At 65.0% G+C, this 15,258-nt stretch carries 11 protein-coding genes; 6 read left to right on the top strand and 5 right to left on the bottom strand.

What is annotated here, in order from left to right:
- Positions 1-139 precede the first annotated feature (139 nt).
- Entirely contained in the window at positions 140-3,655 is a 3,516-nt protein-coding gene (locus EHO51_RS02045; RefSeq protein WP_124737488.1) for an indolepyruvate ferredoxin oxidoreductase family protein, read from the bottom strand.
- A gap of 204 nt (positions 3,656-3,859) precedes the next feature.
- Here EHO51_RS02045 and EHO51_RS02040 point away from each other — a divergent pair, with 204 nt between their 5' ends.
- The 3 genes from EHO51_RS02040 (at position 3,860) to EHO51_RS02030 (ending at position 7,477) form a co-directional block, all read left to right on the top strand.
- Entirely contained in the window at positions 3,860-4,573 is a 714-nt protein-coding gene (locus EHO51_RS02040) for a DUF1007 family protein (protein WP_124737487.1), read from the top strand.
- The gene (locus EHO51_RS02035) at positions 4,570-5,574 is read left to right on the top strand and encodes a nickel/cobalt transporter (RefSeq protein WP_124737486.1); all 1,005 of its coding nucleotides are present in this window, start codon (positions 4,570-4,572) and stop codon (positions 5,572-5,574) included. Before EHO51_RS02040 ends, EHO51_RS02035 begins: the two co-directional genes overlap by 4 nt.
- A gap of 142 nt (positions 5,575-5,716) precedes the next feature.
- On the top strand, positions 5,717-7,477 hold the full coding sequence (locus EHO51_RS02030) for an AMP-binding protein (protein WP_124737485.1): 1,761 nt from the start codon (positions 5,717-5,719) through the stop codon (positions 7,475-7,477).
- Between the two features lie 8 nt (positions 7,478-7,485).
- On the opposite strand, the gene EHO51_RS02025 is transcribed toward EHO51_RS02030, so the two are convergent.
- The 4 genes from EHO51_RS02025 to EHO51_RS02010 are packed head-to-tail and all read right to left on the bottom strand — an operon-like array spanning position 7,486 to position 10,881.
- On the bottom strand, positions 7,486-8,757 hold the full coding sequence (locus tag EHO51_RS02025; RefSeq protein WP_124737484.1) for an adenosylmethionine--8-amino-7-oxononanoate transaminase: 1,272 nt from the start codon (positions 8,755-8,757) through the stop codon (positions 7,486-7,488).
- A complete protein-coding gene (gene bioD, locus EHO51_RS02020) occupies positions 8,754-9,389 on the bottom strand; it encodes a dethiobiotin synthase (protein ID WP_124737483.1) in 636 nt (211 codons plus the stop codon). Before bioD ends, EHO51_RS02025 begins: the two co-directional genes overlap by 4 nt.
- Complete coding sequence (locus EHO51_RS02015; protein ID WP_124737482.1) at positions 9,386-10,519, bottom strand: 8-amino-7-oxononanoate synthase; 1,134 nt, start codon at positions 10,517-10,519, stop codon at positions 9,386-9,388. Before EHO51_RS02015 ends, bioD begins: the two co-directional genes overlap by 4 nt.
- A gap of 17 nt (positions 10,520-10,536) precedes the next feature.
- Positions 10,537-10,881 carry a ClpX C4-type zinc finger protein gene (locus tag EHO51_RS02010; RefSeq protein ID WP_124737481.1) on the bottom strand — a complete coding sequence of 115 codons (345 nt, stop codon included), beginning with the start codon at positions 10,879-10,881 and terminating at the stop codon, positions 10,537-10,539.
- A 167-nt stretch (positions 10,882-11,048) separates the two neighbouring features.
- On the opposite strand from EHO51_RS02010, the gene EHO51_RS02005 reads away from it, so the two are divergent.
- The 3 genes from EHO51_RS02005 to EHO51_RS01995 are packed head-to-tail and all read left to right on the top strand — an operon-like array spanning position 11,049 to position 15,257.
- On the top strand, positions 11,049-11,534 hold the full coding sequence (locus tag EHO51_RS02005) for a methyltransferase family protein (protein ID WP_164479329.1): 486 nt from the start codon (positions 11,049-11,051) through the stop codon (positions 11,532-11,534).
- 38 nt (positions 11,535-11,572) lie between these two features.
- Entirely contained in the window at positions 11,573-14,326 is a 2,754-nt protein-coding gene (locus EHO51_RS02000) for a heavy metal translocating P-type ATPase (protein ID WP_124737480.1), read from the top strand.
- A gap of 43 nt (positions 14,327-14,369) precedes the next feature.
- Positions 14,370-15,257: an SDR family oxidoreductase gene (locus EHO51_RS01995; RefSeq protein WP_124737479.1), complete on the top strand. Its 888-nt coding sequence runs from the start codon at positions 14,370-14,372 to the stop codon at positions 15,255-15,257.
- Position 15,258 lies beyond the last annotated feature (1 nt).

Raw genomic sequence — 15,258 nt, 5'->3', positions numbered from 1 at the left:
CCGACGCGCGGAAGCGCGATCGGGAATCCAGACCTTATCTCGATACTGGATTCCCCGTCGGACCTTCGGTCCGCCGGGAATGACAGCCCGGAAGCTCCGGCCACTGGGCTTTATATCACCGCATCATTCAGAGCGGCGCTCACTCGGCGGCGAGTTTCACCGCGCTTGGCTGGCGATATTCGGCCATGAGCCGCTCGCGCTCGGCGTCCGCCGCCGCGATGTGACGCGCCTTGACGTGGCCAAATCCGCGGATGTATTCGGGCACGCGCGCCAGCGCGACGGCGCTTGCATGGTTTTCCCGCGTCAACGAAGCGGCAAACTCGTCAAGCAGCGCTTCGTAATCCTTCAGCAACCTGCCCTCGACCACCCGGTCGTGGTCGAAGCGGAACACGTCGAACCAGGTGTTGCGCAAGCTCTTCATCCGCGCCAACAGACGCAGCACCTTGAACATCCAGGGACCGAAGGTGATCTTGCGCGAGCCGCCGAAGTCGGTCTTGCGCTGAAGGGACGGGAAGTTGGGCGCAAGATGCAGTTCGAGGCGAAGATCGCCCTCGAAAGTTTCCTTAAGCTGACGTTGGAAGGCGCCGTCCGTGTAAAGCCGTCCGACTTCATAATAGTCTTTCGCCGCCATTAGCTTGAAGAGATAGCGGGCGACCGCCTCGGTCAATTCGCGGGAACCCGGCGCGCGCGCGGATTCGAGCCGCGCAATCTGTTCCACTCGGGCGCGATAACGCGCGGCATAGGCTTCGTTCTGATAACCGACGAGAAAAGCCGCGCGACGTTCGATGATGTCCTCGAGCGTCTTCGCTTTCCCGCGATCGCCATTGGGCTGGCGCAGCGACTTAACGGTGGCGAGCACGCTGCTCAGATCATGCGCGGCGCGCCGGCCCCACAGAAAGGCCGACTGATTCATCGGCACGGATTCGCCGTTCAGTTCGATGGCGCGCAGGATCGCCGCCTCCGACAGCGGCAGATAGCCCTTCTGCCACGCGTAGCCGAGGATGAAAATATTCGCGGCGATCGAGTCGCCGAGCAGCGCCTGCGCGAGCGCCGTGGTGTCGATGAAGGTCGACTCCGGCCCGCCCGCGCGGCGGATCGCCTGCTTGATCTCTTCCGACGGCAGCACGAAGTCGGGATTGCGCTCGATATCGCCGGGGAACACTTCGGCGCTGTTGACGAGCACCGCCGTCTTGCCGTGCTCGACGGCGGCGAGCACCTGTTTCGCGCCGGCGACGACGAGGTCGCAGCCAAGTAGAAGATCGGCTTCGCCCGCAGCGATGCGGATGGCGTGAACGTCCGCCGGCGTGCGGCCGATCTTCACGTGGCAATAGACCGCCCCGCCCTTCTGCGCGAGCCCCGCCATATCGATGACGCCGACGCCTTTGCCCTCGAGATGCGCGGCCATGCCGAGAATGGCGGAAACCGTGACGACGCCGGTGCCGCCAAGCCCGGCGATGAGAACGCCATAAGGGACGGCGCCGATCTCGGCGATCGCAGGCTCCGGCAACGCCGGCAGTCCGCCGTCGTCCTGCGTCGAGGGCAGCGGCGCCTTCTTCATGCGCCCGCCATGCACGGTGACGAAGCTCGGGCAGAACCCCTCGAGACAGGAGAAGTCCTTGTTGCAGGCGGACTGGTCGATGCGCCGCTTGCGGCCGAATTCGGTTTCGACCGGCTGCACCGCGACGCAGTTCGACGCCGTGCCGCAGTCGCCGCAGCCCTCGCACACGAGTTCGTTGATGATGACGCGCGAATCCGGATCATTCATCAGCCCGCGCTTGCGCAGGCGACGCTTTTCCGTCGCGCAGGTCTGATCATAGATCAGGACGGTGACGCCGTCCGTTTGCGCCAGATCGCGCTGCACCTCGTTGAGGACATTGCGATGATGGATCGTCAGGCCCGGCGGCCAGCCGATCGTCGGCGCATATTTGCCAGGCTCATCGGAGACGAGCGCGATTTTCTGCACGCCTTCGGCTGCGACCTGCCGCGCGATCGTCTCGACGGTCAGCTCGCCTTCATGCTTCTGGCCGCCGGTCATCGCGACGACGCCGTTGAAGAGTATCTTGAAGGTGATGTTGGTGTTGGTCGCGACGGCAAAGCGGATGGCGAGCGACCCCGAATGATTATAGGTGCCGTCGCCGAGATTTTGGAACATATGCTTGCGCGTCGAGAACGGCGCCTCGCCGATCCAGTTCGCGCCTTCGCCGCCCATATGGGTGTACCCCTCTGTCGAGCGGTCCATCCATTGCGCCATGTAATGGCAGCCGATGCCGGTATAAGCGCGCGAGCCCTCGGGCACATGGGTCGACGTCGAATGCGGACAGCCGGCGCAGAAATGCGGCACGCGAACGGTGACGTCGGTCATCGTCCGGCGGCGATCCTGGAGCTTCTCGAGCCGGCGCACGCGCGCCTCCAGCTCGTCGAGCGAATGATATTTTAACAGCCGTCGGCCGATGGCGATGGCGACGTCGTTGGAGTCGAGCGCGCCCTTGACCGGGAACAGCCATTCGCCGCGTTCGTCCTTCTTGCCGATGCAGAGCGGCTGATGCGGCGCGCCGTACAGTTCCTCGCGCAGCTGCACTTCAATGAGCGAGCGCTTCTCCTCGACGACGATGATGAGGTCGAGGCCGCGGGCGAATTCACGCAGACCCTGCGGCTCCAGCGGCCAGGGCGCGGCGATCTTGTAAAGGCGCAGACCGAGATCGTTCGCCTTCACTTCATCGAGGCCAAGATCGTCCATCGCCTGGCGCACGTCGAGATAGGACTTGCCGACGGTGATGACGCCGATCTTCGGATTGGCGCCGCCGGAGGTAATGATGCGGTTCAATCGATTGGCGCGGATGAAGGCGAGCATCGCGTCGCGCTTGCTCTCCTGCATGCGCGCTTCCTGCGCGAGGACCGGATCGCCGGGTCGGATGTTGAGGCCGCCCGGCGGCATGAAGAAAGATGGGGGCGCGATCGGGCGGATGCGGTCGAGCGAACCGTCGATCGAGGCCGTCGACTCGACCGTGTCCTTGAGGAGCTTCAGGCCGACCCACACGCCCGCGAAGCGCGACAGGGCGAAGCCGTAAAGCCCGTAATCGAGAATTTCCTGCACGCCGGCCGGCGACAGGATCGGGATCATCACATCGACGAAATGATAATCCGACTGATGCGCGGTGGTTGAGGATTCGGCGGTGTGATCGTCGCCCATGAGCGCCAGCGCGCCGCCATGGCGCGACGTGCCGGCGAGATTGACGTGGCGGAAGGCGTCGCCGCTGCGGTCGATGCCTGGACCTTTGCCGTACCAGAGCGAGAAGACGCCGTCATACTTGCCTTCGCCGCGCATCTCGGCCTGCTGCGCGCCCCAGATGGCGGTCGCGGCAAGATCCTCGTTGAGCCCGGGCATGTACAAGATATTATTGGCGTCGAAGAGCGCCTTGGCCTTGTGCATCTGCGCGTCGACGCCGCCGAGCGGCGAGCCGCGGTAGCCGGTGACGAAACCCGCGGTGTTCAATCCAGCGCGGCGGTCCGCCTCCTTCTGCATCAGCAGCATGCGCACGATCGCCTGGGTGCCGGTGATCAGAACGCGCGACCTGTCGAGATCAAATCGATCGGAGAGCGACGCCTCGGCAAAGGCGGAGCCGGTCTTTGCGTCGCCGGCGGCGATGTCCGCCATTACTGCTCTCCTGCGAGAAATCGGGGCGAAGCGCGCTTGGGACTCTTGCGCTCACACGCTAAAAGCAAGGATCAACCCGTGAACGAATCCGGTTCAAAGACCCAGCTGGGCGGCCTTCCGCCGCAGAGGCGCCCCACTAGCGCCGATTCTATTCCGCCACCTTATGCCACACGGAAGCGCCTTTTCAAGGACGGATCTGCTAGCATGCACAGGCTCGAAGCGGGAGCCTGCGCCGCGTTTTCGCCGCCTTCGCCGCCTAAGCGCGAGACTCGCATGAAGCTGAAAATAAACTCGATTCTCATCCTTTTGACGACGGCGTTGGGAATCGGCGCGGCTTTCGCGCACCCCCATGTCTGGGTGGCGGTGCGCAGCGAGGTCATATTCGCGCCCGACGGAAAAATCGCGGGCGTTCAACATGCTTGGGAATTCGACGAAATGTATTCGGCCTATGCCGTACAGGGGCTCGGCAAGGACGGCAAGCCGCCCACCCGGGAAGAACTCGCGCCGCTCGCCAGGACGAACGTCGAGTCGCTGGCCGAATTCGAATTTTTCACCTTCGCCAAGCAGAACAGCGCCAAGCTTGCGTTCAAGCAGCCGGAGAATGTGACGCTCGAAGCCAATGACAAGAAGATCGTCACGCTGCGCTTCTTCCTGCCGCTGCAGACGCCGATCGCGGCGAAGAAGCCGTTCTCCTTTCAGGTCTATGACCCGACTTATTTCGTCTCCTTCGGACTGGAAAAGAAGGATCCCGTAACGCTCGCGGGAGCGCCGGGCGGATGCTCGCTCAGTCTCGTCGAACCTGCGCCGCTCGTGGCGAATGAAAGCCAGAAACTGAGCGAAGCGTTCTTTCAGAACATGTCGCCGGGAGCCGATTTCGGCATGAAGCTGGCGACGCGCGCGATCGTGGCCTGTCCGTGAAGATTGGGCAGAGGGTGGTTTGGCTCGGCGTAACGGCCGCGGCGATGGCCCTGATCGCCGCCTCATCGGCTTGGGGCGCGCCGCGCCATCCGTTTGCGGTCGGCGCGCAAGAGTCGACCGCGGCGGCGACAGGAATCGCCGGACTGATCCTTGCCTGGCAAAGCAAGTTCCACGCTGAGCTGCACGCGGCCGTGCGCGCGCTGAAGACCGATCCTTCCGCTTTCTTCGCGCTCGCCGCGGCGACTTTCGCCTATGGCGCCTTTCACGCCGCCGGTCCCGGCCATGGGAAGGCGGTGCTTGCATCCTACATGCTCGCCAATGAAACGGCGCTGCGCCGCGGTCTGCTGCTTGCGGCGCTCGCCGCGCTGCTGCAGGGAGTTGTCGCGATCGCCGTCGTCGGCGCCGCCGCGATGTTTTTTCGCGCGACCGCGAATCAAATGAGCGACGCGACCCGCCTTATCGAGCTTGCAAGCTATGCGGCGGTCGCGGCGCTCGGCGCGCGGCTCGCCTGGGTGAAAGGCCACGCGCTGGCGGCGGCCGTCCGCATGCCTGCAATCGCCCCAACGGCGCGCGGCTTCATCTGCGAGGCCATCGACGACCCGACGCATGTGCATGACGCGACCTGCCGCCACGCGCCGGACCCTTCGACATTGGGAGGACCAAAATTTCGCCTCGCCGACGCGGCCGCGACCGTCGTCGCCGCCGGCCTGCGCCCCTGCTCGGGGGCCATTCTGGTGCTAGTCTTCACCCTGTCGCAGGGGCTTTTCGCCGCCGGCGCCGGGGCGGTCATCGCCATGTCGGCGGGAACGGCGATCACGACGGGCGCCCTCGCCGCGACGGCGGTTTACGCCAAGAGCGCCGCGGTGCGGTTTGGCGCGAAGGATTCACGGCGCGCGGTCATCATCGCCCGTGGCGGCGAGTTCATCGCCGCAGTTCTCGTTCTGGCGCTCGGCGTTTCGCTGCTCTTCGGCCTCGGGCCGGCGCCACCCGGGACGGCGTGACGCCGCTCGCGACGCAACATAATGATTGCGGCAGGAGTGGCCTCATTCGACGCGAGACGCGCTATCTTGAATAAAAGCACATGGGCGGAGCAGACGATTCGCAATGCGAGATCGCCGCCGCCTCGCGGAGGTCCAGGACGACATGACAAGCGCGGAACAACACCGAGAGGACCCCTACGCGAAGCGGCCGTGGCTTTCTTCGTATCCCGCTGGCGTCCCGGCCGACATCGCCGAATCGTCCTATTCGACGCTGGTCAATATGTTCAACGCGAGCGTTGCGGAATTCGCCGACAGGACCGCGATGGAGAGTTTCGGCGCGACGCTCACCTTCGAGGAGCTCGGCCGCGCGGCGGTCGCCGTCGCCGCCTGGCTGCAGACGCGCGGATTAAGAAAAGGCGATCGGGTCGCGATCATGTCGCCCAACGTCCTCGCCTATCCAGCGACGCTCTTTGGCGTCTTGCTGGCCGGCGGCGTCGTCGTGAACGTCAATCCGCTGTACACGCCGCATGAACTCGAGCACCAGCTGAACGACTCCGGCGCGCGCTTCTTGTTCGTGTTCGAAAACTTCGCGCATACGGCGGCCGCCGCCTGGCCGCACATGAAAGTCGAACGTGCGGTGATCATGAAGCCCGGAGATCTGATGGGTCTGCGCGGACTGATCGTCAATTTCGTCTCGCGCTGGATCAAGCGCATGGTCCCCGCCTATCGGCTGCCCGGCTGCGTCGGCTTCGCGCATGTGTTGCAGGCGGGCGGCGAGGAGACGCTTAAGCCGCCGCCAATCGGGCCGGAAGACGTCGCTTTTCTACAATACACCGGCGGCACGACCGGCGTCGCCAAAGGCGCCATGCTTCTGCATCGCAACGTCGCCGCCAATGCCGAACAGTCGTGGTCCTGGCTGAAGCCTTATCTTGGAAACAAGCCGCTGATCATGGTGACGGCGCTGCCGCTCTACCATATTTTCGGACTGACGGCGTGCCTGCTGCTTGTGGTGAAGACGGGCGGCAGCTGTCTGCTGATCGCCAATCCGCGCGACATCAAGGGACTGATTGCGACGCTGCGCAAATCGAAGTTCACCCTGTTCTCCGGCGTCAACACGCTTTACGCGGCGATCGCCGACCATTCCGCCGCGCGCACGGTGGACTACTCCAACCTTCTTCTCACCATCTCCGGCGGCATGTCGACTCAGGAGGTGGTGGCGAAAAAGTGGAAGGCCTTGACGGGAAAGCCGATCGTTGAAGGCTATGGGCTGACCGAGACGTCGCCGATCGTCACGATCAACAAGCCGACGATCGCCGAATTCACCGGCGGGATCGGCTACCCCGTGCCATCGACGGAAATCTCGGTGCGTTCGCCCGATGGCGAGCCCGTTCCCCTTGGCGAGCGCGGCGAACTTTGCATCAAGGGGCCGCAGTTGATGGGCGGCTACTGGCGCCGGCCGGATGAAACCGCGCAAGCCCTGACCCCCGATGGATTTCTCAAAACTGGCGACATTGCGGTGATGGCGCCGGACGGGCTCATCAAGATCGTCGATCGACTGAAGGACATGATCCTCGTCTCAGGCTTCAACGTCTATCCCAACGAAGTCGAATCCGTCCTCGTCGAACACCCCAAGGTGAAGGAAGCAGCTGTCATCGGCGTGCCGCACGAACATTCCGGCGAAGCGCCGATGGCGTTTATCGTGGCGCGCGACCCGAGCCTCACGCGCGAGGAGTTGCGCGCGTTCGCCCATGAACAGCTGACGAGCTACAAGATTCCGCGCTACTTCGAGTTTCGCGAGAGCCTCCCCAAGAGCAACGTTGGCAAGATTTTGCGGCGCGCGCTCAAGGACGAATTTCTCGCGCGCAAGAATACCGTCGCCGATGAGGGGCGCGGCAAGAGCGTGCGCACCGAACTCAAAGGCTAACGATCGCACTATGCAGATCCGCCGAAGCGATCGGCCGCCTCGCTGATCGCGTCATAGACGAGATCGAGTTCGGCCGCCTCGATGCAGTACGGCGGAAAGACATAGAGCGTCGGCCCGAGCGGACGCAGCAGAAGACCGCGCGCATTGAAGAATCGCATGAGATCGAGCGCGATCGTCGACAGATAACCGCCCTGCACGATATTGAGATCGAGCGCCGTGATGATTCCGAGCTGGCGGACGTTGGAGAAGCGCGTATCGGACGTAAAGCGCGCAAGCCGCGTCGCCTGCATGTCGCACAGCGCCGCGACGCGGGCGGCGGGTTCGCCCGTCGCCCAGACGTCGAGATTGGCGAGCGCCGCGGCGCAGGCGATCGGATTGGCGGTGTAGGAACTCGAATGAAAAAAGGCGCGCGCGCGCTCCGGCGATAGATGCGCCTCAAAAATTTCGCGTTTGCACATGGTGACGGCGAGCGGCAGCGCGCCGCCGGTGAGGCCCTTGGCGTAGCAGGCGATGTCCGGAACGACGCCCGCCTGCTCGCAGGCGAAGAGCGTTCCCGTGCGGCCGAAGCCCGTCATCACCTCATCAGCGATGAACAGCACGTCGTAACGCGCGCAGATGCGCTGCATCTCCGCGAGCGTCTCGGCGCGGTAAAAGAGCATGCCGCCCGCGCCAAGAATGAGCGGTTCGACCAGCAGGGCGGCGGGTCGGTCGCGGCAGGCGCGCTCCAGCGCGTCGAGCGTCTCCTGCGCGCGCCCGCGCGCGGGGAAGGGAATGCGCGAGACCTCATAGAGCAGCGGCTCGTAAGGCGCATTGAAAGGCGATCGCGCGCCGACGGACATCGTGCCGATCGTATCGCCGTGATAGCCGTGTTCGAGCGCGACGATGCGCGTGCGCGCCTCCCCGCGATTGCGCCAGAAGCCGAGCGCCATCTTGATCGCCACTTCGACGCAGGTGGAGCCGCTGTCGGAATAAAACACGTAGTCGAGTCCCGGCGGCGTCAGCGCCACAAGGCGCCGCGCCAGCGCTTCCGCCGGCTCATGGGTGAAGCCGGCGAAGATGATCTGATCGAGCCGCTCGGTTTCTTCACGGATCGCCTGCATGATGGCCGGGTGGCGGTGGCCGTGGGTGATCACCCACCAGGACGAAATGGCGTCGAGAAAGCGCGCGCCGTCTTCGGCTTCGAGCCAGGCGCCTTCGGCGCGCGCGATCTTGAAGGCGCCGGGCTGCAGCGCATGCTGCGTGAACGGCCGCCAGACCGGCGAGTCGGTGACGACGCTCACGCGCCGCTCCCGAAAGCGTCGCGCGCGATCGCGGCGCTAAACGCCGCGCCGAGCGTCTTTTTATTCAGAGGATCGAGCTTCGGCAGACGGCCGAGAATGCGCGCGCCGCCGATCGTCTCGATCGAATGTTGCGCATCGGCGTCGGCGTCGCCGACGAAAATGATTCCGGCGATTGAGATTCCGCGTCGGCGCAAGGCTTCGAGCGTGAGCAGGCTGTGATTGATCGTGCCAAGGCGCGTTCGCGCGACGAGTATGACCGGCAAGCGCCAGCGTTCGAGCACGTCGATGGTCAATGCGCGGTCGCTGAGCGGCGTCAGCACACCGCCGGCCGTCTCTATGATCAGAGGACCGTCGCATGGCGGCGGATTCAGCGCGGCGGCGTCGATTTCGACGCCCTCGTCGCGCGCGGCAAGATGCGGCGAGGCCGGTCGACGCAGCCGCCAGGCTTCTGGGAAAATACGGTCCGCCGCCGCGCCCGAAAGACGCGCGACGATCTGCGAGTCCGTCTCGCCATCGAGTCCCGACTGCACCGGCTTCCAATAGCAGGCGTTGAGCGCGCCGACGAGCGCGGCGGAGACGACAGTCTTGCCGACGTCCGTATCGGTTCCCACGATCACGAAGCGGCGGTTCATGGTTCGAGCCTCGCGAGTTCTGCGCCAAGATGCGCGATCATGCGCGCGACGTCATCTTTGCTCGTATTGAGCGTCAGCGCGATGCGCAAGCGCGCGGAGCCGTCCGGCACCGTCGGCGGACGAATGGCGCGAATGTCATAGCCATGCGCCTGCATGCGCGCCGCAAGCGACGTCGCGCGGATATCGCCCCCGACGATGATCGGTTGAATCTGGGAGCCCGAAGGTTCGATCGCGCAGAGCCGCCGCAGCTCGGCGCCGGCGACATCGATGCGCGACATCAGTTCGGCGCGCCGATCGTCGGCCGCTTCGATGATCTTGAGCGCCGCGCGCACGCAAGCGGCCGTAACGGGCGAAGGCGCAGTCGCGAAAATGAACGGCCGGCAGCGGTTGATCATGAAGTCCCGCAAAATGCGCGGCAGACAGAGCAGACCGCCGGCGACTCCCATCGCCTTGCCGCATGTGTGCAGCGTGACGACGTTCTCCGCGCCTTCAAGACGCGCGGCAAGTCCACGCCCGCCCGATCCATAAACCCCCGTCGCATGCGCTTCGTCGATCAGCAGAAAGGCGTCGGTCCTCGCGGCGAGCGCATAGAGATCATCGAGCGGCGCCTTATCGCCGTCCATGCTGTAAAGGCTTTCCACGACGATCCAAATTCGCCCGCCTCCGCCCTTTCCGCGCCAGGCGCAGATCGCGTCCTCTGCGGCGTCGACGTCATTATGCGGAAAGCTCGCATTCGGCGCGCGCGCCAATCGCATGCCCTCATGAGCGCTGGCGTGCGCGAGCGCGTCATAGAGAATGAGATCGTCACGCTGCGGCGCCGTGGAGAGCAGCGCTTCATTGGCGGTAAAGCCGCCACTGAAATAAAGCGCGCTTTCCGCGCCAAAAAAGCGCGCCGCGTCCTCTTCCAGCGCTTCATGCTCCGGATGATTGCCGCGCAAAAGCCGCGAACCGCCGGCGCCAACGGGAACGCCGCGCGCCAGCGCCGCCGTCACGGCCGCGGCGAGTTCCGGCGACTCGGCGAAAGCCAGATAGTCATTCGACGCGAAATCCAGTCCGGCGCGCGAAGCGAGCGCGCGCAGCCTGCCGCGCGCGGCGAGGCTCGCAAGATCCTGCGCGTAGCGCTCAAGCATGAAGGATCGATGCTCGATCAGGAGAAACGCTCCCAGGCGGCCTGTCGGGAAACGCCCAGGACCTTGCCGATCGCCGTCCAGCTCACCTCGCGTTTGCGAAGCGCCGCGACTTGCGCGTGGATCAGTGAATGCAGCGCCGCCACGCTGGCCTCGCTCGCCTTGATCGAGGTCAACAGCTGCTCGTCGGTGAGGTCGTCCCAGCTTTTGAACGGCGAAGGCGCGGCGTCAAGAATCGTGTTGCAGACTCCGACGCAATCTTCGCAAATATAGCCCCCGGCGGCGCCGCCGATGAGCCGCGCGACCTGCGTCTCGGACTTCTTGCAGAATGAGCAGCGCAGTTTACGTTTAGGCAAGGCCAGCATCACAGCTCACGCATGTCCGGGGCGATTCGATGTCAAGCCGATCTTGACGGCCTGCAGGACCGCCGTCAAGCTGCACTTGACAAGGGCGCACTTGACAAGCGCTGACTTGAAACGAGCGCCCGCAACCGCGATCTAAAGAGAAGCGTTTTCCACCGATAGGAGCCGCGATGAATGCGCAGATCGACGCAAACGCGCCCCCATCCCGTATGCCCTGGCCGCCGATCCTGATGGCGATGACCTTGGCGGCCGGGCTTGCGCTCGACGCCGCGACAGGGGCTTCGCTCATCGATCGCGCCTCCTCCTCTATCATCCAGGTCGCCGGCGCAGCCATTGTCGTCCTCGCGCTGGCCAATGACGTCTGGTGCTTTCGCATCCTCTCGCGCCATCAAACAACGATCATGCCGCATCGCGCCGCGTCCTTTCTCGTGACCGAGGGGCCGTTCCGCTTTTCGCGCAATCCGATCTATATCGCGCATGTCGCCCTGATCTTTGCCCTTGGTCTCTTCCTCGGCTCGCCCTTCACGCTGTTGTTGACGCCAGTTCTCGCTTTTGGGCTGACGAAGCTGGCGATCGAGCCCGAAGAGCGGCATCTTCTTGAGAAATTCGGCGACGACTATCGGACCTATATGGCGCGCACGCGTCGGTGGCTTTAAACTGACGCATTGAGGGCGTTGTGAATGAGGCGGCAAGTATGAACGCTCAAACTCCGTTACCGGGCGGCGAACGCCTTGATTTCAGCGTCCGAGGCATGACCTGCGCCTCCTGCGTGTCGCATGTCGAGAAGGCGCTGGCGCGTACGCCGGGCGTTAACGCCGCCAGCGTCAATCTCGCGACTGAACGGGCGGAGGTTTCTCTGGCGCCGGGGGCGAGTCTCACGCAGCTCGTAAAATCGGTCTCGGACGCGGGCTACGAGGCGGTCGTCGAGACAATTGAGATCGGCGTCGGCGGCATGACCTGCGCCTCCTGCGTCTCGCATGTCGAAAAAGCGCTCAGCGCCGTTCCCGGCGTCATGGAAGCGAAAGTCAATCTCGCGACCGAACGCGCGACCGTGCGCGCGCTCGCCGGGCCTGGCCTGACAGACCGCCTGCGCCGGGCGATTTCACAGGCCGGCTATGAGCCGCGCGCCATTGAAACCGACTCCGGCGGCGCCGATCGCGAGCGGCTGCGACGTGAGGAAGAGATGCGCGCGCTGCGCTTCCGCCTCATCGTCGCCGCTACTCTAACGGCGCCGATCTTCGTGGTCGAAATGGGCGGGCATCTGATCCCCGCCGTCCATCACTGGACGATGGGCGTGATCGGCGAGGCGAGGATCCGCGAGATTTCCTTCCTGCTCGCCAGCGTCGTGCTGTTTGGACCCGGCCTGGTTTTCTTCCTCAAGGGGATTCCGTCGCTGTTGCGGCGCCAGCCCGACATGAACGCCCTCGTCGCCACGGGCACGCTCAGCGCCTATCTCTATTCCGTCGTCGCGACCTTTGCGCCCCAGGTGCTGCCGGCCGGCTCGGTGCATGTCTATTATGAAGCGGCGGTCGTCATCGTCACCCTCATCCTGTTTGGCCGCTATCTCGAGGCGCGCGCCAAAGGCCGCACGTCGGAGGCGATCCGCGCGCTGGCGCGGCTGCAGCCGAAGACCGCCCGCGTCGAGCGCGACGGCGCGACCGTCGACGTCGATATCGACGACGTGCGCGTCGGCGATATCGTGCTGGTGCGGCCGGGCGAGCGCATTCCGACCGACGGCGTCGTCACGCAGGGCTCGTCCCATGTCGATGAGTCGATGGTCACCGGCGAGCCGACGCCGGTTGCAAAGAGGATGGGCGCCGCCGTCACCGGCGCGACCGTCAACGGCTCCGGCGCCTTTTCGTTTCGCGCCACCCGCGTCGGCGCCGATACGACCCTCGCCGGCATCATCCGCATGGTCGAGCAGGCGCAGGGCGCCAAGCTGCCGATTCAGGCGATGGTCGACCGCGTCACCGCCGTCTTCGTTCCCGCTGTCTTCGCCGTCGCGGCGCTGACCTTCGTCGTCTGGATGCTGATCGGTCCGGAGCCGCGACTGACCTATGCGCTCGTCAACGCGGTCGCCGTGCTGATTATCGCCTGCCCCTGCGCCATGGGGCTGGCGACGCCGGCGGCGATCATGACCGGCACCGGCCGGGCGGCGGAGCTCGGCGTGCTTTTTCGCAAGGGCGAAGCCCTGCAGACGCTGCGCGACGTGACCCTCATCGCCTTCGACAAGACCGGCACGCTGACTTATGGCAAGCCGCGCCTGACTGATCTCGTCGCGACGCCCGGCAAGAACGAGAATGAGCTTCTGCGGCTTGCCGCGAGCGTCGAGGCGCAGTCCGAACACCCCGTCGGCGCGGCGCTGGTGGTCGCGGCCAAGGCCGCGGATCTGGCGCTTTCGCCCTGCGCCGACTTCAAATCGATCGCCGGCATGGGCGTCACGGGACTCGTCGACCGAAAGACGGTCGCCATTGGCGCCGAGCGCTTCATGGCGTCGCTCGGCCTCGACGCTTCGCCCTTCGCGCAGGACGCCCAGAGGCTCGCCGAGGAAGGCAAGACGCCGCTTTACGTCGCGGTCGACGGCAAGCTTGGCGCCATACTCTCCGTCGCCGACGATCTGAAGCCGACGAGCCGCGCCGCGATCGACGCCATTCATTCGCTGGGCGTGAAGACCGCGATGATCACCGGCGATGACGCGCGCACGGCGAAGGCCATCGCCGCGAGACTCGGAATTGACGAGGTCGTCGCCGGCGTCCTTCCCGATGGGAAAGTCGCGGCGCTCGAGCGCCTGCGCGAGACCAACCGGATCGCCTTCGTCGGCGACGGCGTGAACGATGCGCCGGCGCTCGCCGCCGCCGACGCCGGCATCGCCATCGGCACGGGAACCGACATCGCGATCGAAGCCGCCGACGTGGTGCTGATGTCGGGCGATCTCGCCAAGGTGCCGGCGGCGCTCGCAATCTCGCGCGCGACGATGCGCAACATCCAGCAGAACCTGTTCTGGGCGTTTGGCTATAACGTCGTTCTCATACCGGTCGCGGCGGGCGCGCTCTATCCCGTCAACGGCATGCTGCTCTCGCCGATGTTCGGCGCGGCGGCCATGGCGCTATCGAGCGTTTTCGTGCTGACCAATGCGTTGCGCCTGCGCCGCTTCAAGGCTCCGGTTATCGCAAGCGCCGATGCCGGCGCGGAGGCGGCGCCGGTCGAAACGGAAGCGGCGGAAAATGACAACAAGGAGGAAGCAATGACAACATTCAATGTGCAAGACATGACCTGCAATATGTGCGTGAAACATGTCACCAAGGCGGTGCAAGCCGTGGAGCCGAACGCCGACGTCAAGGTCGATCTCGCCACGGGCAAGGTCGATGTCACGCCCGCGCCCAAGGACGCCCAGGCGCTCGCCAAGGCGATCAGCGAAGCGGGCTACCCGGCGCAGGTCGCCGCGTGAGGCGGCGCGCGCTTTCCATGACGAATGCGGGCGGGAGCGCGCGATGACGCCGACAACGACGCGCTCGCTCGCCGGCAAGACGCTCTTCATCAGCGGCGCGAGCCGAGGAATCGGACTCGCCATCGCCATGCGCGCCGCGCGCGACGGCGCGAATGTCGTGGTCGTGGCGAAGAGCGTGACCGAAAACCCGAGAATCCCTGGCACGATCTACACCGCCGCAGCAGAGATCGAAGCGGCCGGAGGACAAGCGCTCGCCATCCCTTGTGACATTCGCTTTGAGGATCAGGTGGAGGCGGCGGTCGGTCAGGCCGTCTCATGCTTTGGCGGGATCGACATCCTGGTCAACAACGCCAGCGCCATAGATCTGCGCGGGATCGACACGCTCGAAATGAAGCGCTTCGATCTGATGCATCAGATCAACGCGCGCGGAACCTATCTGTGCTGCAAGGCGGCGCTGCCGCATCTGCGCCGATCCGAAAATCCGCACATCCTGACGCTGTCGCCGCCGCTCGATTTGAACCCGAAATGGTTCTCGCCCAATCTCGCCTACACGATGTCGAAATATGGGATGAGCCTGGTGACGCTCGGCCTCGCAAAGGATCTCGCGGCCGATGGCGTCGCCGCGAATTCGCTCTGGCCGGAGACGGCGATCGCGACGGCCGCCGTCGGCAATCTTCTGGGCGGCGACGAACTGCTGCGCCGGTCGCGAAAGCCCGAGATCGTCGCGGACGCCGCGCACGCCATTCTCATTCGTCCCGCAAAGAGCTGCAGCGGCAATTTCTTCATCGACGTCAGCGTTCTGGCGGAAGAAGGCATGACCGACTTCTCGACCTACGCCGTCGATCCCAGAGTTGACGCCGTGCTCGACTTTTTCCTTGAGGCCCCGATCACCGCCAAGGTGACGAAGTCAGCGTTTCACCTCGGCAAATAAC

It is taken from the genome of Methylocystis rosea, from assembly GCF_003855495.1.
GTDB lineage: Bacteria > Pseudomonadota > Alphaproteobacteria > Rhizobiales > Beijerinckiaceae > Methylocystis > Methylocystis rosea_A.
The sequence above is the reverse complement of the archived record's forward strand: the minus strand, read 5'-3'. Positions and strand labels throughout refer to the sequence as shown.